General features: G+C 70.2%; 25 protein-coding genes and 1 pseudogene. 13 read left to right on the top strand and 13 right to left on the bottom strand.

Annotation, left to right across the window (positions count from 1 at the left end):
- Window position 1 precedes the first annotated feature (1 nt).
- Genes AB0333_RS15100 through AB0333_RS15060 form a run of 9 tightly spaced genes read left to right on the top strand, consistent with a single transcriptional unit; the run spans window position 2 to window position 10,383 of the window.
- Window positions 2-1,060, top strand: coding sequence for an SDR family NAD(P)-dependent oxidoreductase (locus tag AB0333_RS15100; protein ID WP_366219543.1), 1,059 nt, complete (start codon window positions 2-4; stop codon window positions 1,058-1,060).
- 30 nt (window positions 1,061-1,090) lie between these two features.
- Window positions 1,091-2,278: a DegT/DnrJ/EryC1/StrS family aminotransferase gene (locus AB0333_RS15095; RefSeq protein ID WP_366219520.1), complete on the top strand. Its 1,188-nt coding sequence runs from the start codon at window positions 1,091-1,093 to the stop codon at window positions 2,276-2,278.
- The gene (locus AB0333_RS15090) at window positions 2,275-3,009 is read left to right on the top strand and encodes an acetyltransferase (protein ID WP_366219519.1); all 735 of its coding nucleotides are present in this window, start codon (window positions 2,275-2,277) and stop codon (window positions 3,007-3,009) included. Before AB0333_RS15095 ends, AB0333_RS15090 begins: the two co-directional genes overlap by 4 nt.
- A complete protein-coding gene (locus AB0333_RS15085; RefSeq protein WP_366219518.1) occupies window positions 3,006-4,202 on the top strand; it encodes a glycosyltransferase family 4 protein in 1,197 nt (398 codons plus the stop codon). The genes AB0333_RS15090 and AB0333_RS15085 overlap by 4 nt, the downstream gene beginning before the upstream one ends.
- A complete protein-coding gene (locus AB0333_RS15080) occupies window positions 4,199-5,122 on the top strand; it encodes a DUF6492 family protein (protein WP_366219517.1) in 924 nt (307 codons plus the stop codon). The genes AB0333_RS15085 and AB0333_RS15080 overlap by 4 nt, the downstream gene beginning before the upstream one ends.
- Entirely contained in the window at window positions 5,119-6,342 is a 1,224-nt protein-coding gene (locus tag AB0333_RS15075) for a DegT/DnrJ/EryC1/StrS family aminotransferase (RefSeq protein ID WP_366219516.1), read from the top strand. Before AB0333_RS15080 ends, AB0333_RS15075 begins: the two co-directional genes overlap by 4 nt.
- Window positions 6,343-6,353: 11 nt before the next feature.
- A complete protein-coding gene (locus tag AB0333_RS15070) occupies window positions 6,354-7,937 on the top strand; it encodes a lipopolysaccharide biosynthesis protein (RefSeq protein WP_366219515.1) in 1,584 nt (527 codons plus the stop codon).
- Window positions 7,934-9,235, top strand: coding sequence for a glycosyltransferase family 4 protein (locus AB0333_RS15065; protein ID WP_366219514.1), 1,302 nt, complete (start codon window positions 7,934-7,936; stop codon window positions 9,233-9,235). The genes AB0333_RS15070 and AB0333_RS15065 overlap by 4 nt, the downstream gene beginning before the upstream one ends.
- Window positions 9,232-10,383 carry a glycosyltransferase gene (locus tag AB0333_RS15060; RefSeq protein WP_366219513.1) on the top strand — a complete coding sequence of 384 codons (1,152 nt, stop codon included), beginning with the start codon at window positions 9,232-9,234 and terminating at the stop codon, window positions 10,381-10,383. Before AB0333_RS15065 ends, AB0333_RS15060 begins: the two co-directional genes overlap by 4 nt.
- On the opposite strand, the gene AB0333_RS15055 is transcribed toward AB0333_RS15060, so the two are convergent.
- From AB0333_RS15055 to AB0333_RS15025, 7 genes are read right to left on the bottom strand one after another with little or no spacing between them, the layout of a single operon-like run.
- Entirely contained in the window at window positions 10,358-11,683 is a 1,326-nt protein-coding gene (locus AB0333_RS15055; RefSeq protein WP_366219512.1) for an O-antigen ligase family protein, read from the bottom strand. The two genes, AB0333_RS15060 and AB0333_RS15055, sit on opposite strands and share 26 nt — an antisense overlap.
- Complete coding sequence (locus AB0333_RS15050) at window positions 11,680-12,363, bottom strand: hypothetical protein (RefSeq protein ID WP_366219511.1); 684 nt, start codon at window positions 12,361-12,363, stop codon at window positions 11,680-11,682. Before AB0333_RS15050 ends, AB0333_RS15055 begins: the two co-directional genes overlap by 4 nt.
- Entirely contained in the window at window positions 12,360-13,157 is a 798-nt protein-coding gene (locus AB0333_RS15045; RefSeq protein ID WP_366219510.1) for a hypothetical protein, read from the bottom strand. Before AB0333_RS15045 ends, AB0333_RS15050 begins: the two co-directional genes overlap by 4 nt.
- A gap of 4 nt (window positions 13,158-13,161) precedes the next feature.
- Window positions 13,162-14,118, bottom strand: a complete 957-nt coding sequence (locus AB0333_RS15040) for a glycosyltransferase (RefSeq protein ID WP_366219509.1) — start codon at window positions 14,116-14,118, stop codon at window positions 13,162-13,164.
- Window positions 14,115-16,964: a WecB/TagA/CpsF family glycosyltransferase gene (locus AB0333_RS15035; protein WP_366219508.1), complete on the bottom strand. Its 2,850-nt coding sequence runs from the start codon at window positions 16,962-16,964 to the stop codon at window positions 14,115-14,117. The genes AB0333_RS15040 and AB0333_RS15035 overlap by 4 nt, the downstream gene beginning before the upstream one ends.
- Window positions 16,961-17,500 carry a VanZ family protein gene (locus AB0333_RS15030; protein ID WP_366219507.1) on the bottom strand — a complete coding sequence of 180 codons (540 nt, stop codon included), beginning with the start codon at window positions 17,498-17,500 and terminating at the stop codon, window positions 16,961-16,963. Before AB0333_RS15030 ends, AB0333_RS15035 begins: the two co-directional genes overlap by 4 nt.
- The gene (locus AB0333_RS15025; RefSeq protein WP_366219506.1) at window positions 17,500-18,126 is read right to left on the bottom strand and encodes an acyltransferase; all 627 of its coding nucleotides are present in this window, start codon (window positions 18,124-18,126) and stop codon (window positions 17,500-17,502) included. Before AB0333_RS15025 ends, AB0333_RS15030 begins: the two co-directional genes overlap by 1 nt.
- Window positions 18,127-18,515: 389 nt before the next feature.
- Here AB0333_RS15025 and AB0333_RS15020 point away from each other — a divergent pair, with 389 nt between their 5' ends.
- Genes AB0333_RS15020 through AB0333_RS15010 form a run of 3 tightly spaced genes read left to right on the top strand, consistent with a single transcriptional unit; the run spans window position 18,516 to window position 21,787 of the window.
- Complete coding sequence (locus AB0333_RS15020) at window positions 18,516-19,298, top strand: hypothetical protein (RefSeq protein WP_366219505.1); 783 nt, start codon at window positions 18,516-18,518, stop codon at window positions 19,296-19,298.
- A 30-nt stretch (window positions 19,299-19,328) separates the two neighbouring features.
- Window positions 19,329-20,690 (top strand): MFS transporter, encoded by a 1,362-nt coding sequence (locus tag AB0333_RS15015; protein ID WP_366219504.1) that lies wholly within the window; start codon window positions 19,329-19,331, stop codon window positions 20,688-20,690.
- Window positions 20,691-20,695: 5 nt separating this feature from the next.
- Window positions 20,696-21,787, top strand: coding sequence for a hypothetical protein (locus tag AB0333_RS15010; RefSeq protein WP_366219503.1), 1,092 nt, complete (start codon window positions 20,696-20,698; stop codon window positions 21,785-21,787).
- A gap of 41 nt (window positions 21,788-21,828) precedes the next feature.
- On the opposite strand, the gene AB0333_RS15005 is transcribed toward AB0333_RS15010, so the two are convergent.
- The 3 genes and pseudogenes from AB0333_RS15005 to AB0333_RS14995 form a co-directional block, all read right to left on the bottom strand.
- Window positions 21,829-21,933 carry a hypothetical protein gene (locus AB0333_RS15005; RefSeq protein WP_366219542.1) on the bottom strand — a complete coding sequence of 35 codons (105 nt, stop codon included), beginning with the start codon at window positions 21,931-21,933 and terminating at the stop codon, window positions 21,829-21,831.
- A gap of 109 nt (window positions 21,934-22,042) precedes the next feature.
- Window positions 22,043-22,297, bottom strand: a pseudogene (locus AB0333_RS15000) (DUF2000 family protein); the annotation flags it as partial.
- A gap of 90 nt (window positions 22,298-22,387) precedes the next feature.
- Window positions 22,388-22,579: a hypothetical protein gene (locus AB0333_RS14995; protein ID WP_366219544.1), complete on the bottom strand. Its 192-nt coding sequence runs from the start codon at window positions 22,577-22,579 to the stop codon at window positions 22,388-22,390.
- Here AB0333_RS14995 and AB0333_RS14990 point away from each other — a divergent pair.
- Window positions 22,499-22,891 (top strand): Lrp/AsnC ligand binding domain-containing protein, encoded by a 393-nt coding sequence (locus AB0333_RS14990; RefSeq protein WP_366219541.1) that lies wholly within the window; start codon window positions 22,499-22,501, stop codon window positions 22,889-22,891. The genes AB0333_RS14995 and AB0333_RS14990 overlap by 81 nt on opposite strands.
- On the opposite strand, the gene AB0333_RS14985 is transcribed toward AB0333_RS14990, so the two are convergent.
- The 3 genes from AB0333_RS14985 to AB0333_RS14975 are packed head-to-tail and all read right to left on the bottom strand — an operon-like array spanning window position 22,885 to window position 24,144.
- A complete protein-coding gene (locus AB0333_RS14985; RefSeq protein ID WP_366219502.1) occupies window positions 22,885-23,049 on the bottom strand; it encodes a hypothetical protein in 165 nt (54 codons plus the stop codon). The two genes, AB0333_RS14990 and AB0333_RS14985, sit on opposite strands and share 7 nt — an antisense overlap.
- A gap of 28 nt (window positions 23,050-23,077) precedes the next feature.
- A complete protein-coding gene (locus AB0333_RS14980) occupies window positions 23,078-23,557 on the bottom strand; it encodes a hypothetical protein (RefSeq protein ID WP_366219501.1) in 480 nt (159 codons plus the stop codon).
- 32 nt (window positions 23,558-23,589) lie between these two features.
- Complete coding sequence (locus AB0333_RS14975) at window positions 23,590-24,144, bottom strand: helix-turn-helix domain-containing protein (protein ID WP_366219500.1); 555 nt, start codon at window positions 24,142-24,144, stop codon at window positions 23,590-23,592.
- Window positions 24,145-24,315: the final 171 nt, after the last annotated feature.

Raw genomic sequence — 24,315 nt, 5'->3', positions numbered from 1 at the left:
CCTGAACTCCCTGAACGGCCGCCGGTTCTTGGTGACCGGAGGTGCCGGCACCATCGGCTCCGAGATCGTCGACCAGCTGGTGGCGGCCGGTGCCGAGAAGGTGACCATCCTGGACAACCTGGTCCGAGGGCGCCGGTCCAACATCGCCGCGGCGCTGGAGAGCGGACGCGTGGAGCTCGTGGAGGGTGACATCCTCGACCGGGCCCTTGTCCGGGACCTCGTGGCGGACCGGAACGGCGTGGACACCGTGTTCCACCAGGCCGCCATCCGCATCACCCAGTGCGCCGAGGACCCCCGGCTGGCCGTGGACGTCATGGTAAACGGCACCTTCAACGTCCTCGAGGCGGTCGCCGCCGTCGGGAACTCCGCCTCCGCGGCGGCCTCCGCCGGGGGCCGCCGTGCCCCGAGGGTCGTCGCGGCCTCCAGCGCCTCGGTCTACGGCATGGCGGAGCAATTCCCGACGACGGAGCGCCACCATCCGTACAACAACGACACCATCTACGGCGCGGCCAAGACCTTCAACGAGGGCCTGCTGGCCAGCTTCCGGGCCATGTACGGGCTGGACTACGTGATGCTGCGCTACTTCAACGTGTACGGCCCGCGCATGGACGTGCACGGCAAGTACACCGAGGTGCTCGTGCGGTGGATGGAACGGATCGACGACGGCTTGCCGCCCCTGATCTTCGGGGACGGCAGCCAGACCATGGACTTCGTCATCGCCGGGGACATCGCCCGCGCCAACCTCCTGGCCGCGGCCAGCCCGATCACCGAGGGCGTCTACAACATCGCCTCCGGCACCGAGACCTCGCTCAAGGACCTCGCGGAGGCCCTGCTGCGCGTCATGGGCTCCGACCTCCCGATCGAGTACGGGCCCGAGCGGGCCGTGAACTCCGTGGTCCGCCGCCTCGCGGACACCTCGGCCGCCGAACGGGACCTCGGGTTCCGCGCCACCACCGGACTCGACGAGGGCCTGCGACGGCTCGTCGAGTGGTGGCGGCCCCTCCGCGAGGAAGTGGCCGCCGGCCGCTCCCTCATCGCCAGCGCACCGGCCGCCACCTAAGCCGCCCGAACCAGAACCGGAAAGACGACGATGAGCAGAATCAGCGTGATGAAGCCCTGGCTGGGCCCGGAAGAGGCCGAAGCCGTCTCCCGGGTCATCGCCTCGGGCTGGGTCGCCCAGGGGCCCCGGACCGTCGAGTTCGAACGGGCCTTCAGCACGGCCCACGGGGTGTCCCACGGCGTGGCCACCTCCTCCTGCACCACAGCCCTGCACCTGGCCCTGCTCGTGGCGGGGGTGCAGCCCGGCGACGACGTCATCGTCCCCTCGTTCTCCTTCATCGCCACGGCCAACGTGGTGACCTACCTGGGAGCCCGGCCGGTGTTCGCGGATGTGGACCTGGTGACCGGCAACGTGACGGCCGAGACCCTGGATGCGGTGCTGACGCCCCGGACCACGGCCGTGATCGCCGTGGACCAGGGCGGCGTCCCCGTGGACCTGGACCCGATCCGGACCTTGTGCGACCGGCATTCCCTGGCCCTGGTCGAGGACGCCGCCTGCGGGGCGGGGTCCACGTACCGCGGTCACCCCGTCGGTGCGGGGGCGGATGTGACCGCCTGGTCCTTCCACCCGCGCAAGCTGCTCACCACCGGAGAGGGGGGCATGCTCACCACGGACAACCCCGAGTGGGCCGCCCGCGCCCGGCGACTGCGGGAGCACTCCATGGACGTGTCCGCGGCAGAGCGGCACACCTCCGTGCTGCCCGTCCAGGAGAGCTACCCCGAAGTGGGGTTCAACTACCGGATGACGGACCTGCAGGCGGCCATGGGCCTGGTCCAGCTGGGCAAGCTGCCGGAGATGGTCCGCCGGCGCCGTGCCCTGGCAGAGGACTACCGGGCGGTGCTGTCCACCCTGCCCGGGCTGCGTTACGTCACGGACCCGGAGTACGGCACCTCCAACTTCCAGTCCTTCTGGGTCGAGGTCCTGCCCGACTTCCCGCTGAACCGCGAGGAACTGCTCGAGTGGCTGGCGGCGGACGGGATCTCCGCCCGCCGAGGCATCATGGCCGCCCACCGCCAGGACGCCTACGCCGGTCACTCGGGCCTGGTCAGGCCCCTACCCATGACCGAGAGGCTCACCGACAACACGCTGATCCTGCCGGTGTTCCACTCCATGACCGAGGACGAGCACCGCCGGGTGACCTCGAGCATCAGGGCCGCCGCGGAGTCCCCGCGCAACACCCGCCACCACGCCGCCACCACGGAACGGCTGGAGTCATGACACGCCTCCTGCTCGTGGCCGCCAGTGGCTTGGCGCGAGAGACGCTGGCCTCCATCCGGTCCTCCGCACCCGTGGGCCGCCACCTTGCTGCTGATGGGGCCGACGAGGTGATGGGTTTTCTGGACGATGACGTCTCGCTGCACGGCACCTCGGTGGCCGGGTTACCCGTCCTCGGGGGGCTCGACCTCGCGGCCACCCGCACGGAACGGTTGCTGGTGTGCGCGGGGTCGGGCCGGGCCCGTGCGGCGATCGTGGCGCGATTGGCGACCTTCGGCGTGGGCGAGGAGCGGTACGCCACCCACATCCACCCCTCCGCAGTGATCGGCGACGGATCGACCTTCGGTGCAGGGTCCATCGTCCTGGCCGGTTGCGTGCTGACCGGCGATGTCACCCTGGGCCGCCACACCGTGCTGATGCCCCGCACCGTGCTCACGCATGATGACCTCCTCGGCGACTACGTCACCTGCGCGGCCGGCACCACGCTGGCCGGCCGGGTGCACGTGGGCTCCCGCGCCTATCTCGGCATGCAGGCCTCCGTCCGGCAGGACGTCCGGGTCGGGGAGGACGCCGTGATCGGGATGGGGGCCGTGGTGCTGCAGGACGTGCCGGACGCCCAGACCTGGGCCGGAAACCCAGCCGGGCCGCTCCGCGGAACGGAACCGGCCGGCGTCGTTCCCTCAACCGAGGGCGCCCTGACGCGTCTGATCGCCATGAAAGGAAGCAGAGCATGAGAGTCCTCGTGTGCCCCCACCAGCTCGGCATGGGCGGAAGCCAGCTGAACGCGATCGAGATGGCCGCGGCCATGCGGCACTACGGTCACGAGCCGATAATCTATTCAGCCCCCGGCGTCCTGACCGAGCTCCTGCGGGACACCGGCCTCGAGTGGGCCGAGGCCCCCGCGCCGGACGCCCCCGGACTGGGGTGGTCACGGCGGCTGGAGGAGGTCGTGCGGCAGCACCGCATCGACCTGATCCACGCCTATGAGTGGCGGTCCTGCCTGCAGGCGGCCTTCGGCGCCGGGCGGCAGGTCCCCCTGCTGATGTCCGTCATGTCCATGGACGTGCCCCGGTTCCTGCCCACCCACGTGCCCCTCGTCGTCGGGACGCCCGAACTCCAGCAGCGGATGCTGGAGCAGGGCCGCCGGGCCCACTTGCTGGAACCGCCCGTGGACATGGACCGGTACCGGACCACGGACATCGCCGCGGCCCGCGCCCGGTTCGGCATCCCGGACGGCGCCCTGGTGATCTCGATCGTCTCGATGCTCACCACGGCCCTCGAGAAACTCCAGGGCGTGCTGGAGGCCATCCGCGTGGTGGACCGGATGGCGGCGACCCGGCCCGTCCGGCTGCTGATCGCGGGAGACGGGGAAGGGCTGCAGGCCGTGCAGCGGCGGGCGGCCGCCGTCAACGCGCACCACGGCTGGACCGTGGTGCAGCCGGTGGGCTTCCAGCTGGACGCCGCCCCGGCCTACGAGGCGGCGGACATCGTGCTGGGCATGGGGTCCTCCGCCATCAAGGGACTGGCCCACGCCAAACCGCTCGTGGTCCACGGCGAGGCCGGATTCTGGCGGACCCTGGACGAGACCACCGCGGCAGGCTTCCTGCACAGCGGCTGGTACGGCCGGCGCGGGGCCGGCATCCGCGACCTGGCGGGGGCGCTGGAGTCCCTGGCGGAGTCACCCGCCCTGCGCCTCCGGCTGGGGGCCTTCGGCCGGGACCTCGTGGCCACCCGTTATGACCTCGACCGGGCTGCCGAGCACCTGGCCGCCCTGTACGTGGACACGGCCCTGGGCCGGGCGCCCCGAGCCACCGTGGCCCGGTCGCTCGCGCGCTCCGCGGCCACCAGTGCCCGGTACTTCACCTCCATGCGCTTCGGGTCCGTAGTGGACCGCGAACAGTGGGCCCGAGAAGGAGCTATCGCATGAAGGACATGGCCATCGTCACCCCGTCCTACCGCCCGGATCTCGAGGGATTCCGCCGGCTTCACCAGTCCGTCCTGGACTGCACGGACGAGACGGTGATGCACCACGTCATCGTGCCGGGGATCGATGCCGAGCTGTTCCGGGAGACCGGCCCACCGCGGCTGACCGTGTGGACCTACCAGGAGGTCATGCCACCGGGACTGGTGGCCACGGACCGGCTGGCGTCCCGGATGGGGCGGGTCCCCGGTCTGCCGTCCTCGATGAACTGTGCTGCCGTGGAGAGACGGCGGCCCTGGCGCCCGGTCCGGGGCTGGGTGCTGCAGCAGCTCGTGAAGATGGGCCTGACCCATCGCGTCGATGCCCGGCTGCTGCTGAACATCGATTCCGACGCGGTCTTGGTCCGGCCCGTCACCACGCGGGACTTCGTCCGCGAGGGAGTCGTCCGCCTGTACGGCGTGGAGGAGGCCATCACCCCGGCCATGAAGCGCCATTACCGCTGGTGCCAGGTGGCCCACGAGCTCCTGGGGCTGCCGTGGACAGGCCGGCCCAGCTACCCGGACCACGTGGGCGGCGTGGTGTCCTGGGACGCGGAACTGCTCCGCCAGTGCCTGGCACGGGTCGAGCTCGTCACCGGGCAGCCCTGGGCCGTGGCGGCCTCCCGTCACCTCCAGTTCAGCGAAGACATCCTCTACGGCACGTATGTCCGGCATTTCGGCTCCGAGCGGGACACCAGCTTCCAACGGGACCACACCCGCTGCCACAGCTACTGGTCCCCGACGCCGATGGACCGGGACGACGCCGCAGCGTTCGTCGACGGCTTCGAGGACCACCACCTCGCCGTCCACATCCAATCGAACTCCGACACCGACGCAGCCGTCGAGGCACGCGTCCTGGACCAACTGAAGGGGATGGCCCTGCAATGAACATCACCGACACACTCGTCACCATCGGCTCGATCCCCGAGACCCCCGTGATCCCCGCGTCCGGTCCCGGAGCGGCTGCCCTCCAGGAGACCGCACCGCCCGTCCCCTTCGTGGACCTCGGCGCCCAGCAGCGCGAGATCGACGACGAAGTCCAGGCCGGTCTGCGCCGCGTCTTCGACACGACCGCCTTCATCGGTGGGCCGGACGTCCAGGCCTTCGAGGCCGAATACGCCGCCTTCATCGAGGTCTCCGACTGCGTGGGCGTCGGCAACGGCACCGACGCCCTCGAGCTGGCGCTGCGGGCCGCCGGCGTGCAGCCCGGGGGAGAGGTCATCCTTCCGGCGAACACCTTCATCGCCACCGCCGAGGCCGTCAGCCGGATCGGCGCCGTGCCCGTGCTGGTGGATGTGGACCCCCAGTACCTGCTGATCGAGCCCGAGGCGGCGCTCGCCGCCATGACGGAGCGCACCCAGGCCGTCATGCCGGTCCACCTCTACGGCCAGACGGCGTTCGTCGAGCGGATCCGGCCGCAGGCCGAGCGGGCCGGCGTCGCGGTCATCGAGGACGCGGCCCAATCACAGGGGGCCTTCCGGCACGGCCGGATGGCCGGCAGCCTGGGGCTGGCGGCCGGCACCAGCTTCTATCCGGGCAAGAACCTCGGGGCCGCCGGGGACGCCGGCGCCGTGATGACCAACGACCCCGAGCTCGCGGCCCGCGTCCGGGTGCTGGGCGAGCATGGGAGCCCGTCCAAATACCGGCACAGCACGGTCGGCATGAACTCGCGGCTGGACACGGTCCAGGCCGTGGTGCTGCGGGCCAAACTGGCCCGGTTGGAGCGGTGGAACGAGGGGCGCCGGGCCGCTGCGGCCCGGTACACGGAACTGCTGCGGCCCCTGGCCGACTCCGGTGACGTGTGGCTGCCCACCGCGGCCGAGGGCAACCACCACGTCTGGCACCTCTACACCGTTCAGCTGGAGAACCGCGACGCCGTGGTGGACAGCCTGCGTGCCGTGGGGATCGGAGCCGGGGTGCACTACCCCGTGCCCGTGCACCTCACCGGTGCCTACGAACACCTGGGCCGGGCCCGGGGAGCCTTTCCCGTCACGGAGGCTGCGGCGGACCGGCTGCTGTCCTTGCCGATCTTCCCCCACATCACGGAGGAACAGCAGGAACGCGTCGTGGCGGCCCTGCTCCGGGCCATGGCGCGGAACCGCACGTGAGCCCGGACCCCATGAGCGTCAGCGAACGACCGGTGCCGTCCGTCCCCGCCGACCCCGCCGACCCCGCTGACAGGGCCGGCGCGGCGGGCCGTCAGGAGGAGCTCACACCTCCCACCCGACGCCGCGGACGACGGGCCAAGAGGCCGGTCCCCGGCCAGGGCACGACGGCGGCCGGGGCCTTCGGCTGGAGCCTGGCCAACACGATGGTCACGCGATTGGGGACCCTGGCCATCGGCATCATCCTGGCCCGGGTCCTGGGGCCGGAGCAGTTCGGCACCTTCGCCGTGGCGCTGGTCGCGCTCATGGCCGTCCTGAGCTTCAACGAGCTGGGCGTCTCGCTGGCGATCGTCCGCTGGCCGGGGAACCCGAAGAGCATCGCCGGGACCGTCAACACGATCTCCCTGGCGTCCAGTGCACTCCTGTGCGCGGCCGCCTGGTGGGCCGCCCCCGCCTACACCCAGGCCATGGGCAGCCCGGAAGCGACCGACGTCGTCCGGCTGCTGATCCTCAGCGTGCTCATCAACGGGGCCGTCGCCGGCCCCGCGGCCCTGCTGCAGCGCGACTTCCGGGAGAAGACGCGGATGGGCATCGACCTGGCCAACGTCTGGACGGGGACCGTCCTCTCACTCGTGCTGGCGTTGGCCGGCATGGGGGCGATGTCCCTGGCCATCGGCAGACTCTCCGGCAGCCTCATCGCCGCGGTCCTGTTCGTGCGAGCCGCGCCGCTGCCCTACCGGCTGGCCTGGAATCGGGACTATGTGGGCAAGCTGCTGCGGTTCGGGCTGCCCCTGGCCGGGACCAGTGCCATCGTGTTCGGCGTCGGGTACGCGGACCAGCTGACCGTGGGTGCGGTGCTGGGACCGGTGGCCCTGGGCTTCTACGTCCTGGCGTTCAACCTCTCCAGCTGGCCCGTGAGCATCGTGTCCGAGCCCTTGAGACGGGTGGCTCCCGCCGCGTTCTCCGTGCTGCAGCGCGACCCGGAACGCCTGCGTGACGTGATGCTGAAGTTGATGGGACTGCTGGCAGCGGCCACCGTGCCGGCCTTCCTGGCGATCGCCGGCGCCGCCGTACCCGTGGTCGACCTGGTGTACGGCGAGGCCTGGGTGCCGGCCGCCGCCGCGCTCAGCTGGCTGGTGGTGGCCGCGATGGTGAAGATCCTCTGTGAACTCTCCTACGACGTCATGGTGGTGATCGGCCGCACGGGGACCGTCTTCTGGATCCAGTGCGCGTCCCTGGTGGTCATGGTCCCCGCCCTCGTGCTGGGCGCCATGATCGGCGACCTCGCCGGGGTGGCCGCCGTCCAGGCCGGCGTGTCCCTGCTAGTGGTCCTGCCCCTCTACATCCGGCAACTGCGGCATGTCGGAATCCGCTTCCCGGACGTGTTGCGCCTGTTGTGGCTTCCGGCGCTCACCGGGCTTGCGGCCGGGGCCACCACCTGGTGGCTGGCGGTCACCGTGGAGAACACCATCCTGGCCCTGGTCCTGGGAGCCACCGTGACCCTCGGCATCATCGTCGCCTCGGTCTACCGGCACCGGGGGACCCTGCGGCTGCTCACCACCATCGGCTCGTCCGACCGAACGGAGACCCCGGCATGAGAATCCTCGTCTATCCCCATGACCTGGCGATGGGCGGCAGCCAGATCAACGCCATCGACCTGGCCGCCGTGATGCGTGACTCCGGGCACGAGGTGGTCCTCTACGGCCAACGGAACACGCTCGTGGAGCGGATCGAGGAACTCGGGCTGGAATTCATCGAATCGCCGCGGCCCCGGCGCCGGCCCACCCCGTCCATCGTCTCCTCCCTGAGGGGACTGATCCGGCAACGCGGATTCGAGGTGATCCACGGCTACGAGTGGCCCCCCACGCTCGAGGCCGTGGTGGCCTGCCACGGCAGCCGGTCCGTGGCGGTGTCCACGGTCCTGTCCATGTCCGTGGCCCCCTTCATCCCCACGTACGTTCCGCTGTTGGTCGGCACCGAGCAGATCCTGGCTGCCGAAGTGGCCGCCGGCCGAACCAGGGTGGGACTCATGGAGCCGCCGATCGACACCCGGCTGAACTCCCCGGAGGTGAAGCTTCCCCTGCGCGCCTTCGTCAGCCGGTGGGACCTCGATCCGGAGGCCTTCACCGTGGTGGTCGTGTCCCGCCTGGCCCACGAGATGAAGCTCGAGGGCATCCTGACGGCGATGGAGTCGGTCCGGCAGCTGGGCCGGGACCGCCGCGTGCAGCTGATCGTGGTGGGAGGTGGCCCCGCGGCGGGGCTCGTCCAGGACACGGCGGAGGCGATCAACGCCGAGCTCGGCACCCGCGCCATCGTCGTGACGGGGGAGATGCTGGACCCGCGGCCGGCCTACGCCGTCGCGGACGTGGCGTTGGGGATGGGCAGTTCGGCTCTGCGTGCCATGGCCTTCGGCAAACCGCTGGTGGTCCAGGGCATTGACGGCTTTTGGGAGACCCTGACGCCGGAATCCCTGCCCACGTTCCTCTGGCAGGGATGGTACGGGCAGGGCGAGGGAACCCACGGTGCGCCGGCTCGGCTGAGCGCCATTCTGCGGACCCTGATGGACCAACCGGACACGCGACACCGCCTGGGCCGGCTGTCGTGGCAGACCGTCAGGGAACGGTTCAGCCTGGCCGCGGCCGCGGAACGGCAACTCGGACTCTACAAGGAGTCACTGGCCTCGCGGCGCCACGGGCAGCCGTTCGGCCGCACGCTGCAGGACAACACGGTCTCCCTGACGCGGTTCCTGCGCTACCACCGCGGGATCTCGGCTGACCGGAGGCGGGGACGGGCGGCGGACGAGGATTTCAACAGCAAGGCCACCTTGGTGCAGACCAGAGTGCAGACGAGGGTGCAGACGAGTGGCCCTCCAGCCGGCCTGGGGGCCGGATCATGACCTCCGAAGAGCAGCGGCCTCCGCTGATCCTCTGGCTGGCGGGCGTCGGCTGGGATGAGGTCCGCGGCACCGACAGCCGGTTGGTGGAAGAACTGTCCGCGACGGCCACGGTCCTCTGGTGCGATCCGCCGAGTAGGGGATGGACGGTGCCCCTGGCGGAGATGGCACGGCCGTTCGACGCCGTGGCGCCGAACGTGTTGAGGATTCGCGTCCCGGCCCTGCCCTGGAGCACCAGGTATGGCGTCAGGGTGGTGACGGCGGCCCAGACCCGTGCCGCCGTCCGCCGGGCCCTCCAGGCGCTGGACGCGGTTCCCGACCTGCAGGTGGTGGCCTCACCCATCCAGCGGTTCGTCCCGGGCGTGGGCGGCACCAAGGTCTATTACCAGACTGACGACTGGCTGGGCGGAGCATCACTGATGCGCCTCTCGCCGAGTTTCGTCTCCCGGAACATCAGGGCGAACTGTTGGGAGGCTGACGTGGTGGGCGCCGTGACGGAGGTCCTGCTCCATGAGGTGATGGGCGCCCACGCCCCCGTCCGCCCGGAGACACGCCTGCAGGTCCTCGCGAACGGCTGCTATGAGATCGCCCCAGAGGCCGGCCCGTCCGAACGGGACCCCGTGGCCGGGTTGGTGGGCCAGCTCAATGAGCGGCTGGACCTCGATGTCCTGGACGCCCTCGCCGAGGCGCAGGTCCCCCTGCGCGTCCTCGGACCGCGCACGGAGAAGGACCCCGCGTACGGCCGGCGCCTGGACACCGTCCTGTCCGCCCCCTCCGTCGAGTATCTCGGCCCGGCCCCCGCCGATGCGGTACCGGGCCACCTCGCACGCCTCGGAGTCGGCCTGACCCCCTATGACCTCTCGCCCTTCAACCGGGCCAGCTTCCCCCTGAAGTCATTGGAGTACCTCGCCGGCGGGCTTGCCGTGGTGTCCACCGACCTGCCGGCCGTGGCGTGGCTCGGCACGGATCTCATCTCCGTGGCACGGTCACCCGAGGAATTCGCGGTCCGGACCCGGCACGCCATAGCGACCCGGGGCACGGACGGGGCCGAGACGGAGCGTCGGGCTTTCGCCGCCGGCCACACCTGGGCCCGGCGGGCCGATGACCTCCTGGACCTGACCGTGGTCAGGGGCTCGTCTCGGCACGGGTGACGGAGAGCGCGGATCCGGCGATGCCGTAGACGAGGAAGAGCATGCTCGCGGCGATGGGGAAGGCGAAACCATCGAAGAACAGCAGCGTGACCGAGCCGGCCGCCACCCCTGCGGCCAGCGCCGGCCCGAGTATCCGGTCCCGGGGGGTGATCGCCGTTCGGCCCACGCGCCACCCCGCGATGAGGGCGGCGCAGATCAGGGCGAGGAACGCGGCCACTCCCAGGACGCCGCCCTCGATCAGCAGCAGCAGCATCTGATTGTCCATGATGAGTTCGGTGGGGACGAACGTCCCGAATCCCTGGCCGACCCAGGGGTCTCTCAGGGCGATCTGGAGGGCGTTGTCCGCGCTGTCCGTGCGGGAGGTCGTGCTGGCATCGGTGCCGATGCCGTTGAACATGCCCCTGATCGTGCCGATCATTCCCGGAACGGTGGCGGAGATGCCCACCAGCAGGGCAGCACCGAACACCGCGGCGCGCAGACGGTAACGCGCGGGTACCACCGGCGCCAGCAGGACCATCCCGACGACAACACCGATCAGGGCGGACCGGGACATGGACAGGGCGACGGCCACGAGGATCACCAGAGGTGGAGCCCATCGCAGGAACCAGTGCCGCCGGACATCGCTCAACGCGAGGCCGAACCCCAACGGCAGGGTGATGCACAGCATGGTCCCGTATTCGAGGGGGTGTGACGCGGTGGCGGCCGACCGGGCGAAGCCACCCCGGTCGATGACGCTCTCGAAATGACCGGTGTCCACGAACCCCGGCAGGGAGAGTGCGTCCACGAACGACTGGCCGGTGACGAACTGGACGAGGCCCAGGGCGGCCATGAGCGCTCCCGCCAGGACGACCCTGCGGATCATGATCAGCTGCCGCCACGAGGTGTCGATCCCCTCGAGGGCCACGAGCATGACCCCGAGCCAGCTCAGGAGCCGCAGCAACCCGCTGTCGGCGGTCGTGGCCGCTTCGGAGGTCAGCCCTTGCAGCTGCGCCACGGCATAGGACAGGAACATCACGCCGAAGAACGTCCAGGCGGCGATCTTGACCCCGGCCGGCCTGGAGGGCATCGACAAGGGATTTTTGATGCGGACAAAGGCCCACCAGACGAACCCCACCAATCCCCAGAGGATGGACAGACGACCGACCGATCCGAGGGCCGGGATAGTCAGGTACGAGGGGATGGCGCACAAAAGGATGAGATAGATCGTCAGGAAGCTGACGGCGTCGACACCGGTCCGTCGGGTGGCTGCCGACGGGATCGGAGTCCCTGTTCCGGCCCGGTCGATCACGGTGCCGCTCATGAGACGGTGGCCTTCGGGATCGCTGACTCCACCGCACGCCTGCGCCGGCGCGCTGAGGCGTCGACCGCCAGTGCGGCGAGGGTGGCCAGCACCATCGACGCACCCATGAGCACTGCGGCTCCCTTGGCGAGCGAGGAACGCGTGCTGCCGAAGGAACCGACCGAGATCTCATCCGCGTCCCAGGTCGTCTGGATGCGGAGCGAGGCGGGGGTGCCGACCTCATCCTGGATCCGCGCGGAGATGGCGTCGATGCGCTGCAGGGTGGTCACGAGCTCCGTGTACGCCGCACCCTCGGTGGAGGCGTTGACGCGGGCCACGACGACGGGCCGGTCGTACCCGGGCATCCACTGGCTGCCGGTCTTGGAGATGCCGACGGTCACGCCCTCCCGGAAGCCGTTGCCGAACAGGGTGGCCCGGGGACCCGAGAGGGTCTCCGCCGGGTAGGTGTCATTGAAGATGTTGTCCACGGCACCGGCGTAGTTGATCATGGTCTCCACATACGAGTTCCATGGCGTGTTCGCCACCACATCGTCCGGGGGCGTGAACGAGATCTCTGCCTTCGCGCTGTAGACCCTAGGGGTGGACTGCAGCAGGAGGGTGGCCGTGACGGCGAGGGCGATCGTGACGGCGTAGATGTACCACCGTCGGCGGGTCAGGGCGAGCAGGTCGAGCAGTGTCATCGGCGTTGAGGCTCGAGGACGGTCTGCCGGTCAGGCTGGGACTCGGGGTGGGCCGAGGCTGCCGCCGGTCCGTTGCGCCCTGCACCCGGGGCCGTCCACATCGCTGCGTCCCAGTGGCCCTGTGCGGCGTCCGCGGTGTCGGGCGCGTCAGCGCTCATCGAGGGCTGCTCCGGTGGCTCCGGCGAGGTGGACTCCTGGCGTTCCTTAGCACGCATCCGGCGCCGGACGAGCAACCCGTCGAGCAGCCCGGTCGCCATCAGGGTTCCCATGAGGCCGGCACCGACGACGATGATGGACATCTGCAGCGGTGTCTTCGTGTTCTTCGTTGCCTCTTCGTCCACGACCAGGTCACGTGCGGTGATGCGCCGCTCCTCGGAGATCGACAGTTCCTCCTGCATCGTGTCCAGATTCCATTCGGCGGCCGTCATGGCCGCTTCGAGCAGACGCAGGGCCTCGGGGGCCGAGCCGGCCTCCACGGAGAAGACGAGGATGGGCGACTGTGTGGTGGCATCTCGATCGGCCGTGTAGGTCGCCCCCGTGCTCCCGGTCAGGATCTGCTCACTCATGGCACCGGAGTTCGTCCGCCGCACGAGCACGTCGAGGGCATCGTTCATGCCACTGAGGTAGAGGTAGGGGTTGCCGTCCGTGCCGACCACCGAATCCGCGGGCATCATCAGGATGCTTCCCTGTGCCTCGTAGCGTTCGGGGACGGTCTGGTAGGCGGTCCATCCGAGGATTCCGGTCAGCACGAGGCCGCCGAGGACGAAGTACCAGCGCCGCAGCAGGCTGGACATGGTGTCACTGAGTTGCATCGGGGACGCTCGCTTCCGGATGGCGGTGGGAGGGGGCGTGAACGGTTCCTGCTGCTCCACCGGCCCACCCCCGAAAGCGGGTCACCGTGGTGGCGGCGGTGTCCTTGGCCTGCGTGAATCCGTCTGGGCCCAGGAGGACCAGCGCCATGGTCTTGGTGCCGTGGCGGAGGGTCGACCGGGCCACGCGCAGCGGACGCCGCAGCACGGCGTCCAGCAGCAGGTGGGAGGGATGGACCGGAGGGAGGCCCGTCAGGGCGGCCGGGAAGCGGCACGCGTGCTCGTGGGGGTGCGTCGGGCGGCCGTGAACAGTGTTGCTGACATTGCGGCCGTGGACGACCTGCAGCCAGCCGGGACCTCCGCCGACCTGGACGACCGGCATGGCCCGCCCCAACCGGTTGTGCCAGTCCGCCCAGGCCATGACCGGGTCGTTCCAGGGCTCGGCCACCGAGCAGAAGGCGTTCACCGGGTCGTGGCGCAGGTAGGCCGCCGTGTCCTGGAGGACGATTCCAGAGGTCAGGTACAGCGCTTCCCGGCGTTGGCCGGTGACAGCAGCCTGAAGTCGCTCCACGAAGTCGGTGGCCAGACCGTCGTCGTTGTCCAGGTTGGTCGTCAGCAGGGTCCGGGCCCGGCCGCCGGTCACGGAACGCACATCGGACAGCAGCTCCTCCCGGCTGATCGAGGCGCGGTAGATGGCGTGGAACCGGCGGTCTGTGCACCATCCGTCCACCCAGTCCGTGAACCACCGGGGGCTCTCGGGATCGAAGTAGATGATCCACTCGAAGTCCGGTGTGGTCTGGGCCAGGACAGAAGGCAGACAGTACTTCTCGAACAGGACGATTCTGTCTCTCAGCCAACCGTCCTGGGCCCGGATCAGGCTCTCGCGCCCGGGGGTCGGAACATTGAAGCGCGTCAGCAGGACGTGGTCCATCGCGGGGGCCGTCATGGTCGGGGTCCTTCGGCGTAGTCGTGCATCCGGCTGCTGTCGTCCCGCTCCCAGAGGGGCCTGGTCTCTGTGCCCCGCCCCCGGTAGAACCGGGGGGCGGCGGCCAGCCCGGTGTAGGACAGGGCGTCGACGACGCTCAGGGGCCCACGCACGGAGCGGAACAACTCCCAGGCGGTGGACGAAGCCGTGGAGGCCAGCGTCGCCGCAGGCAGATGGTCTCCGTCATCGGCACCGTCCACCGGACCCACGCCCTGGTGTCCGAGACGCGGAGCCACGGCGGATCTCGCGCTCTTCTCGCGCAGCTCGGCCGGCCCGCGGGTGTTGCGCCGGAGGATCTTCATCAGGGAGCGCACGTCCTTGGGCGTCCGCACCTGGACCGGAGGGGCGGGAACGACCATCTTCTGTTCGGCGGAGAAGACCTGGTCCACGAAGTAGTCGTCCGCCGTCACGTCCGGGAACTCCCCGAACCGCGCGTGCCCCTCCTCGGTCAGGGCGAACACTCCAGCGCCCCAGAGGGCCTGCCGGGTGCTGGGCAGGCGGCGCCGCGCCCGGTAGTAGGCACGGACGGGCCAGGTGGCACCGCTGACGTCGTAGCGGAACTCCGGCCGGGCAGCGAGGACATGGCCGTGGAGCCGTTCCAGGACCTTGCGCAGGGCCGTCGGGCTGATCTCCGTGTCCGCGTCCAGGTAGACCCGGGGCCATTGCGTCGCCACCGCGTCACCGGCATTCATGGCGGCGGTCTTCGAGGGCACGGGGCAGTCCAGGACTTGCACTCCGGGCACCGCAGCGGCCAGTTCGGCCGTCTCGTCGGTGCATCCGTTGCAGACCACGATGACCTCCACCCGGCCGGTCCTCAGGACCGGGTCCAATGAGGTCAGCGTCCGCTGGATGACAGCGGCCTCGTTATGGGCCGGGATGATCACCGAGCCGCGGGGGAAATCGGTCAGGACGTTGGCGGGGTAGGGCGTGGCCGTCGGTCCCGGAAGCTCGTCCCAGCGGGCCTCGTCGGAGACGGTGCCCAGGATGCCTCTCCGGTCGTCGCGGTGAGCGCGCAGGGCTTCGTGAAGGATCACCTGGGTCCGGAACATCGAGGCCACCGGTTCGGGATGGTGTTTGCGGATGTAGCGCACGCGGTTGACGGCCATCAGGGCGTTGAGGCGGGCCGAGGAGCCGGACCCGGAGCCGGAGTGCATCATCACGGCGGAGGGCTCGTACCAGATGGTCGCCCCGAGGTCCCGGGCCCGCCGGAAGTAGTCGGTCTCCTCCGAGTAGAGGAAGAACCGCTCATCCCAATCGCCCAGGCGCACGGCGGTGCCGATCCCGATCATCAGTGCGGCCCCGGTGGCCCACTCGATCTCATGACCGAACTGGTAGCTCTCCGGGGCGGCGTCGATCTCGGCGAGCTGGGGAGGACGCTGCGTCCAGGTGGAACCGAACATGGCGTCACCGAACGCCCGGCTGATCCGGGGCTCCCGGCGCAACGAGAACTGGGTGACGCCCTCGCCGTCGACGAGCCGCGGCACCACCAGGTCGGCCGCTCCGGAGCGGATCTCAGCCAGCAGCCGCGAGATCGCCCCGGGACGGACCTCGAGGTCCGGGTTCAGGACCAGGATGGCCTCGGCGTCCCCGACGGCTCCCTGGCCCCGGTTGATGCCGGCCGCATAGCCCAGGTTGCCCCCGGTCGGTACCACGACGACGTCCGGATGGGCCGAGAGCAACTCCACCGTGCGGTCGGAGGAGTCGTTGTCCGCGACGATCACGCGCAGGCGGACCTCGCCGGCCTCGCGGCGCAGGCTGGAGATGAACCGCTCGATGTCGGCCTCGCTGTTGTAGGTCACGGTGATCACGGCGACCTCGGCATGGCGCCCGGGTGACACGAACGAACCGGCCTGACGGGGGAATCCGGTGGTCTCGGGCGGCACTCGTGGCACGAGCGAGGAGGCGGTCCGCACCGGATCGAGGTCCGCGGCGTCGGTGCCGTCCGGGGGGAGCAGGGCACTGTTCCGGCGCATCTGGACCAGTCCCGGCGGGTCATCCAGCAGGTAGCGTTTCGCCAGCCGCCGAGGTTCCCGGGCCAGCCGCCACGCCCATTCCAACCCGTGGTCGCTGGCGAGGCGGGGGGCCCGTTGGATGGCATCGGCCAGGAAGTCCACCACGGCACCGAAGGCCAGCAGGACGTTGGCGCCCGTGGCCGGACCGTAGCGGGAGATCCAGAGTTCCTGCCGCGGCTTGCCCAGTCCGACGATGAGGAGCTGCACGCCGGCATCGGCGATGGATTCGGCCAGGTGGAGAGACTTCTCCTCGTCAGCGAGGTCGCTGCGGTCCGGAGACCACATGCCGGCGACCACCAGCCCCGGCCTGGTCCTGACCAGTTGGCGGGACAGCAACCGCTGGACCAGGTAGGAGCCACCCAGGAAGCCCACGGTGATGCCGGCCTCGTCGGCAGCATCCAGGAGTGGGCCGATCAGGTCGCTGCCGGCCAGGCGCGGCCACTCGCGGCCCGTCAGCCGGTTGGCCTGGGCCACCAGCGGCGCGCCGTCCAGCAGCGTGAGCCAGTCCAGCCGACGGGTGGTTCCGCGGTCTTCCGTCAGGGTGGGGCAGAGGGAATCACCCAGGGTTCGGCGCCACCTGCCGTCCTGGCCGAACTGGACGATGTGGTCCAGGTTCGCCGAGACCACAGACAGGGGCGGTGCGTACCGGTCTTCTGTCCCCACGGGACGGTCGGCGAGGGCCGGTTGGCCGGCCCGCTCGGTGATGGTGTGGACCGCGCTCTGCTCGTCCATCAGGTCCACCACGATTCCGGCCAGGTCGACTCGGGTGTGCAGACGGGGATGGCGTCCGGTCATGTTCTGTTCCTCCTGGAAGCCCGGTGGCGTGCCACCTGGATGATGCGGAAAAGGAGCACGCCGGCCAGGGCGCCGGCGGAATTGCACACCAGGTCACGCCACGTGGCACTGCGTTCGGTGAGCAGGAAGAGCTGGATGAGCTCGATCCCGGCGGACAACGCCGTGACGCTCAGCCAGATCGACCAGTCCGGCCACCCGGACGTCGGACGCGGGGCCATCCCGGCCCTGCGCCGCCGGGGCGTGCCGGCCCGCCGCCCCAGCAGGGCGGCCAGCAGGAAGCCCAGGGGGACGAACGCCAGGACGTTGGCAGCGGCCTCGATGTGCCCGAATCGCAGGCCGGGCACCACGGCCAGGTCATTGGAGAGCAGGGCGAGCGCGTCGGCCAGCTGGGGGAGGCCGGTGCCACTGAGTCGGACGGTCAGGACGAGCGCGGACAGCGGCACCAGGTAGGCCACGAGAAGCCATCCGGCCCAGTGACGCCGGGCCGTGGAGTGGGACGGCGGATCCATGGACGTGGGGGAGGTGGTCAGGGTCATCAGGATCGTTCCAGTCCGGATTCGGTCTCCCGATACAGCTGCCCTGTCGCCGGGCAGCGCCACCCCGGTCCGTGTGCTTCCAGGGGCCGGCCGGCCTCGCCGACCCACCCGACCTGGCGGGCGGGGACCCCCACGACGATGGCATGGTCCGGCACATCCCGGGTGACCACGGCTCCGGCGGCCACCGTGGCCCACGCACCGATGGTGACGGGGGCGATGCACACGGCGCGGGCGCCGATCGAGGCACCGGTGCCGATGGTGACCCCCACCTCCACCCAGTCGTCGGCCGACTTGAGGCTGCCGTCCGTATTCACGGCGCGGGGGAACTCATCGTTGGTCAGCACGGCGGCGGGGCCGATGAAGACTCCGTCCGCGAGCCGTGCCGGCTCGTAGACGAGGGCGTAGTTCTGCACCTTGCAGTTGCGGCCGAGGACCACGTCCGGCCCGATGTAGGCCCCCCGGCCGATGGTGCATCCCGGTCCGAGGACGGCGCCCTCGCGGATCTGGGCCAGGTGCCAGACCACCGAGTCGTGACCCACCTGGGCTCCCGGATCCACATCGGCCGACGGCAGGATGCGGGCGACTGCGGACGAGAAGTGCAGCGGGTCGGTTTTCAGAACGGTCATCACGTGCTCCCAGACGGTGGCAGGTTCCCAAGGCGATCGGCCGGATGCCCTGTGGGGGATCACAGGGCGGGCCGTGGGTCTCAACGTAGGACCGGATTTCTTCGCCGGGCAACGGCAATCCCCGTCATCTGGGTGAATCGCGCGGTAATCGAGTATCGGTTCGGCCGGGGCACGTGGGGCGGTGGGTGGCGGCCCCCGCAGACCACGTGGGGGCCGTGCCGGTCACGGCTCACGGCGAGGAGGAATCACTCTGGGCCCGGCGGAACAACCCCCATAGTCTGGCGGCAGAACCCGATGAGCGCCCTGCGTGGGCGCTCATCGCCAGCACCCCTCAGCACCACCGCTCTGCAGTCCTACACCAGTACCCGGAATCACGCCAAGGAGTCCCCATGACCGTCCGCAGATGGGCCACCGCAGCAGTTGCCGTGGTGGTCCTGGCCCTGATCGCAGTGCTGGCCGTCCACCTCACCCAGCAGGCCCGCCCCGTCGCCGACGGGTACAAAGGCCATCCGGCCTCGCCGACGCCCACGACAGCATCACCCGCCGTCCCCAGCGCCGGGCCGGCGGGGCCAGCCGGTGCCGAGTCGTCCGGAGAGCCGGCAGACGCGGACGCCGATGCGACTGCTGGTGCCGGCGCTGGTGCAGGATCGGAACCCTCCGGCTCAGCGGCCCCCACGGGTGTGGCCGGAGCCCACCCCACGTGGGACCCGGCCGCGGGCGCGCCAGCCGGTGCCGACGAGCAGCCCAAGGTGCCGAACGGCGAGGGCACGGAACCGTACCGGCTGCCGTCCGCCGCCCCCCGGGAACCGGCGCTCACCGAGGTGCCGGCGGCCGGCGTCGCCGACCACGAGCTGGTGGCCGGCTTCCCGGACCATGTGGTGCCGGTGCCGGACGGCTCGGAGATCCAGTCCTCCTCGGTGTCTCCGCAAGGCCAGCGCGTGCTCGTCGGCCTGCACGTCCTCAGCGATGCGGACCCGCAGGACCTCCTGGACTTCTACGCCAGGCGCTGCGAGGACCTGGGCTGGCCCGTCACGCGGACCCCGGCACCGGACGGGGCTCCGCAGATGCAGTGCGGGTTCGGCCCGGACTCCCTGACCGTCACGGCACCCACGTTGCCCACCGGACGCGTCGACCTCTCGGCCAGCGGCGCCTTCGTGGTCGACGCCGGATAACTCACACCAGCACTCTGAAGGAGCTGACCCATGTACATCTCCCTGGCCGACCGGCCCCACTCCGGCTCCGGTCCCGACGATGCGGGCCCCGGCCCTCGTCCCGGCCCTCGCTCCGGGAGCCGCCCCGGCCGGAGCGTCGCATTCCGGGTGGCCCCGACCGTCGTCGCCCTGGGCATGGTCAGCCTGCTCACCGATGTCTCCTCCGAATCCGTGGCGGCGGTGCTGCCGCTCTACGTCACCGGCGCGTTGGGGCTGTCCATGGTGGCCTACGGATTCCTCGAGGGACTCCATCAGGGTGTGAGCGCGGTGGCGCGGATCGCCGCCGGCTACGCCGCGGACCGGACCGACCGGCCCAAGGCCATCGCGGTGGCCGGCTACGGCCTGTCCATGCTCACGCGCGCCGGACTGCTGGTGGTGCAGGGCTTCGTGGGCATCGCCGTGCTGGTGGGGATCGACCGGATCGGCAAGGGCATCCGCACCGCTCCGCGCGATGCCATGATCCAGGAGGTCTCCCAGCCCGAGCACCTCGCTCGCTCCTTCGGTGTCCACCGCATGCTGGACACCATCGGCGCCACCATCGGCCCGCTGCTCGCCTTCGTGGTGCTGCTGCTGGTCCCCGAGGGCTACCGCGTGGTCTTCGCCGTCTCCCTCGCGGCCGCCCTGGTCGGTGTGGCGGCACTGATCCTCTTCGTGCCCAACGTCCGGTTCAGCAGAACCACCGGCACCATGACCCACACCCACACCACGACGCCGGCCGCACCGGTCCCGGCGGCCGCGGAGTCCGCGCCGGTGGTCCAGGCCCGCGCACTCCGGCCCCGCGCATCCCGGCGCCCGCGCTGGCGCACCCTGGACGGTCCCCTCAAGCGGCTCCTGGTGGCGGCGGGTCTCCTCGGTCTGCTCACCGTGGGGGACGGGTTCATCTACCTGGCCATCATGTCCCACGGCCACCTCGATCCATTGTGGTTCCCCCTGCTGTTCGTCGGCACCAACGGGGTCTTCCTGCTGCTCGCCATCCCGGTGGGCCGGATCGCCGACCGGACCTCGCGCGCCGCGGTCCTGATCGGCGGGCACCTGTTCCTGGCCGGGGCCTACGTGGCGGCGGCGATGGGCGGGAGCTGGATCGCGCTCGGGCTGGCGCTGGTGATGCTGGGGATCTTCTATGCCGCCACGGACGGTGTCCTCGCCGCGCTCGCCGGCCAGCTGTCCCCGCAGGGCCGGACGGCCACGGGCATCGGAGCCGCCCAGACCGTCGTGGCCGTCACCCGGCTCCTGGCCTCCACCGGTTTCGGGGCGCTGTGGGTGCTCTTCGGCGCCGTGCCCACGATGGTGGGCGCCGCCGTCGTGCTGGTGGTGGTGTTGCCGCTGGCGTGGTGGCTGGTGGTCCGCCGGTGAAGCCGGTGAAGCCAGCCCACGAGCGGGCTGGGAGACGGAGCGGGCTGTCACGGCGCGCGCGGTGGTGGGTGCTGGCCGGCGTGGCCGCCGTGTCCCTCGGCGCCGTGGGCGTCTACGGTGTCCAGGCCCTGGAGGACCATCAGGAGCGGACCACGGGGACTTCGGCCGCGGAACTCGCGCTCTCCCTGCCGGAGGGTCCGCACGTCACGTTCCGGAACACCGCCTCCGGCGAGGGGTACGGCATGGTGGCCTCGGTGGCCCTGGCCGATCCGGGCGGGGCTCGGCAGGTCAGTGGCCAGGCCTGTGACCGGGTGGACGTGGCGGGGGAGTACCTGTCCTGCCTGCGGACCCTGCGCGGGGTGCCCACCACGTTTGAGACGCAGGTCTACGATTCGGGGCAGGAGCTCGGCGGCAGCCCGGTGGCCACGTGGCCGCTGGCCGGGATCCCCAGCCGGACCCGGGTGTCCGACGACGGCCTGGTCGCCACCACCGCCTTCGTCACCGGGCACTCCTACGCCGCGGACTCCTTCTCCACCGAAACCACCGTGAAGGGGGTCGATGGCCTAGACGGCGGTCCGGACGGCCGGGACTACGGCAACCTGCAGGACTTCGGGATCACCGTGGACGGTGAACCGCTGACCACGATCGACCGCAACGTGTGGGGCGTGACCTTCGCCGGTGGGGACCGCTTCTTCGCCACGGTGGCCTCGGGCGGGACGACCTGGCTGATGGAGGGGGACCTCGAGGCCCGGACCATGGCCTCCGTGGCGACGGACGCCGAATGCCCCTCGGTGTCCCCGGACGGCAACCGGGTGGCGTTCAAGGTCCGCCGGGACTCCGGCGGGGACCTGGTCGGCGGATCCGGCGTGCACTGGGACGTGGCGGTGCTGGACCTGGCCTCGGGGGAGCGGACCGTGATCGAGCTCGAGCGCGGGATCGACGATCAGCTGGAGTGGCTGGACGAGGACACCCTGCTCTACGGCCTGCCCCGCGAGGACGCCGGCTGGGATGCCGACGTGTACTCACTGGAGGTCGAGGCGGGTGCCGAACCCGAACTGTTCATCGAGCACGCCTGGTCGCCCTCGGTGGTCCGGTAGCCCATGGGATCCGAGCGTGGTTCCCGTGCTCGTTCATACACTCATGGCAACAGCTTCAGGCCACCGACGAGCCGGTCGATGACCTTGCGAGGCCCCACGACACTGACCGCTGCGTAGGCGATCTCCACTCGGGGCGTGGTCGACAGTGCGATGAGGTAGTCGTCGTAGACGCGCGTCTCCTGCGCGGCGACGGGGCATGTCCGCGACGAACACGTCCTCGCGGCGGACGGCTTTGTCGCGGACCCCGCGTAGCTTGTCCGGCTCTGCAGTCAGGACGGTACATCCTGCCCACGGGAGGCCCTGGTGGGTAGAACCATCAGCATCCGTCCCACCGCGAGCCAGCAGTCCGCTCACGGTCTCCGCGGTCGCCGCGACGCACGCACTGGCATTGACGGCTCGGCCGCCGGGCAGTGAACCGTCGATCACGATGACCCATTTCAAGCGGGCTGACCGAGTCACCTCATCCGTCCGGATCTCATCCGGGTGGAATCCTTCGAACTGCTCACTCATCTTGTATAACCCACGATGGGAGTTTCCCCGACCACGGCGCTGGACCGTACGCGTGCGCTGCATCAACGCGGAGTCGTCACGGGGGCGACTCTAGAACTTGATCTGGCGAAGATCGGCAGACCTGTCCAAGCGCTCGTCGCAGTACGCGTCCGTCCGCCGACCCGAGCGCATATCGAAGGGTTCCGCGAGTGGGCCGCCGATCTGCCCGAGGTGCTCGGCGTGTTCGTCACCAGTGGCACGGAGGATTTTCTTCTCCACGTCGCCGTTCCTGACAACAACCATCTCTACGCCTTCGTCATCGACCGGCTGACTGCGAAACCCGAGATCGCCGACGTGCGCACCTCGTCTACGAGCACATCCGCTCCGCGCCGGCACTGCCAACGCCCCGTGAGTGAGGATGGGACACCACCCAGGGCTGACGGTGTGCCGCGCAACTCGGCAAACTCTGCCCCGTGCGGCGGGGTCAGGCTCGCGCAGATGCGTCCACCGTATTGCGTCGGAAAGTCACGGATCCACAGTTCCGGCTGGAACCGGAAAGGGCCCTGGAAGACCGTCACGAGGTCTCCGGGGCCCTTCCACGGACTCAATCAGTAGTTGGCTGGCGGGTCAGACGCGGGGAACGATTCCTCGACCTGTTCGTCCAACTCCTGCTCCGTCTCCGGGCCGGTCGTGGACTGCTGGTCCGCCGTGGAGCGGGTCTCCTCGCGGCGCTCTTCCTCGGCAGCGGCCGGGTTGAGGGGGTCGGTACTCATGGTGTCCTCCTAAAAATGGGTCGGAGCTTCAGTCTGCACTAGTCGGTAGCGCTTCGTGGTGGGGTCGGCCGGCCGAGCGACGGCTCTCCTTCATCTCGGCTTCGAACAGGTGGCGCCGACCCCCTGCCAGCTCGTCCCGGGCCTGCCGTTCAAGGTCCTTGAAGGCGGAGTAGTAGTGGTCGTCGTAGTCCTCCACGATCTGGAAGGTCCACCGGCCATGGATGACATTGCGGCCGATAATCTCCTGCTCGACCCGCTCGGCGAGACCGGCCTGGCCGGCGGCGCGAAGCAGGCTCACGGCCTCGTCCAGCGCCAGGTCCGCGGTCCCCGTCAGACGGTGGAATCCGTACAGCAGGCCGCGGGCGTGTTCCACGACCTCCAGCGCCTCGGAGAGCTTGCCGAGGGCCTCGACGGTCGCGTCGCTGACGCCTGGGGGCCGCCGGTGCTCCGCGTCGGGGCCGTGGGGGCCGTCGGGTGAAGGGCGATGATCTCCAACGTGTTCGGACATGACGCCATCATGGCAAGGATCGTCCGGAGATTTCACGGGTTGGGAAACAGCTGGCTCAGTTCACGCACCGTCCGATCGAAGAGGGCCACCGGGTCGGAAGCCACCCCGTCGTACTCGTCCCGGGCGAAGGACTGCCAGGCGACCCGCCATGACGCCGTCACGACTTCCGCCACCAGGAGGGACTGGAGGCCGTCCAGGACGCTCCGGTGGAGCAGTGCTGAACTGAGCGCCTCGACCAGGTGGCGCTCCTGCCGCATGGCGACCCGCAGCATCTCCGGTTCCTGAATCATCAGGCGGGAGATCCGGCGGAAATCGCGCTGCTCGACCTCGTGGGAGAAGTGCTCGCGGCACACGGTCAGGAGGACTTCCAGTATCCCGGAGGAGGTGTGGTGCCCGGTCTCGCAAGCCACCAGGGCATTGACCAGGCCCTGCTGGCCGGGCATCAGCGCGTGCTCTTTGGAGGGGTAATAGCGGAAGACCGTGCGCTCGGAGACGCCCACTCGATCGGCGATGTCTCCCACCGTCGTGGCCTCCAAGCCTTGTTCCTCCACCAGGTCCAGCGCGGCATGCTGGATGTCTCGCAGCATGCGGACGCGGTGTTCTTCACGGATGCCCAAAGCTCGGCTCGTTTCTGGGAGGGGAGGAGCGAGGACCGGCAATCCGCCGGTTCTCGCCCACTATCGGTTGTGTCACAGTCTGACGCATTTGGCGCTTAAAACTGTCAGAGCATGACATGATTCTACGGTTCGCATCTGACA

It is taken from the genome of Citricoccus sp. NPDC079358, from assembly GCF_040702545.1.
Classification (GTDB): domain Bacteria; phylum Actinomycetota; class Actinomycetes; order Actinomycetales; family Micrococcaceae; genus Citricoccus.
The sequence above is the reverse complement of the archived record's forward strand: the minus strand, read 5'-3'. Positions and strand labels throughout refer to the sequence as shown.

Coding starts and splice junctions, on each gene's coding strand:
- AB0333_RS15075 (WP_366219516.1), top strand. CDS start 5,119: ATGAACATCACCGACACACTCGTCACCATCGGCTCGATCCCCGAGACC.
- AB0333_RS14985 (WP_366219502.1), bottom strand. CDS start 23,049: ATGAGTACCGACCCCCTCAACCCGGCCGCTGCCGAGGAAGAGCGCCGC.
- AB0333_RS15030 (WP_366219507.1), bottom strand. CDS start 17,500: ATGACCCTGACCACCTCCCCCACGTCCATGGATCCGCCGTCCCACTCC.
- AB0333_RS15060 (WP_366219513.1), top strand. CDS start 9,232: ATGACCTCCGAAGAGCAGCGGCCTCCGCTGATCCTCTGGCTGGCGGGC.
- AB0333_RS14995 (WP_366219544.1), bottom strand. CDS start 22,579: ATGGTTGTTGTCAGGAACGGCGACGTGGAGAAGAAAATCCTCCGTGCC.
- AB0333_RS15080 (WP_366219517.1), top strand. CDS start 4,199: ATGAAGGACATGGCCATCGTCACCCCGTCCTACCGCCCGGATCTCGAG.
- AB0333_RS15070 (WP_366219515.1), top strand. CDS start 6,354: ATGAGCGTCAGCGAACGACCGGTGCCGTCCGTCCCCGCCGACCCCGCC.
- AB0333_RS15020 (WP_366219505.1), top strand. CDS start 18,516: ATGACCGTCCGCAGATGGGCCACCGCAGCAGTTGCCGTGGTGGTCCTG.
- AB0333_RS15085 (WP_366219518.1), top strand. CDS start 3,006: ATGAGAGTCCTCGTGTGCCCCCACCAGCTCGGCATGGGCGGAAGCCAG.
- AB0333_RS15095 (WP_366219520.1), top strand. CDS start 1,091: ATGAGCAGAATCAGCGTGATGAAGCCCTGGCTGGGCCCGGAAGAGGCC.
- AB0333_RS15035 (WP_366219508.1), bottom strand. CDS start 16,964: ATGACCGGACGCCATCCCCGTCTGCACACCCGAGTCGACCTGGCCGGA.
- AB0333_RS14980 (WP_366219501.1), bottom strand. CDS start 23,557: ATGTCCGAACACGTTGGAGATCATCGCCCTTCACCCGACGGCCCCCAC.
- AB0333_RS15055 (WP_366219512.1), bottom strand. CDS start 11,683: ATGAGCGGCACCGTGATCGACCGGGCCGGAACAGGGACTCCGATCCCG.
- AB0333_RS15040 (WP_366219509.1), bottom strand. CDS start 14,118: ATGACGGCCCCCGCGATGGACCACGTCCTGCTGACGCGCTTCAATGTT.
- AB0333_RS14975 (WP_366219500.1), bottom strand. CDS start 24,144: ATGCTGCGAGACATCCAGCATGCCGCGCTGGACCTGGTGGAGGAACAA.
- AB0333_RS15025 (WP_366219506.1), bottom strand. CDS start 18,126: ATGACCGTTCTGAAAACCGACCCGCTGCACTTCTCGTCCGCAGTCGCC.
- AB0333_RS15015 (WP_366219504.1), top strand. CDS start 19,329: ATGTACATCTCCCTGGCCGACCGGCCCCACTCCGGCTCCGGTCCCGAC.
- AB0333_RS15045 (WP_366219510.1), bottom strand. CDS start 13,157: ATGTCCAGCCTGCTGCGGCGCTGGTACTTCGTCCTCGGCGGCCTCGTG.
- AB0333_RS15090 (WP_366219519.1), top strand. CDS start 2,275: ATGACACGCCTCCTGCTCGTGGCCGCCAGTGGCTTGGCGCGAGAGACG.
- AB0333_RS15065 (WP_366219514.1), top strand. CDS start 7,934: ATGAGAATCCTCGTCTATCCCCATGACCTGGCGATGGGCGGCAGCCAG.
- AB0333_RS15050 (WP_366219511.1), bottom strand. CDS start 12,363: ATGACACTGCTCGACCTGCTCGCCCTGACCCGCCGACGGTGGTACATC.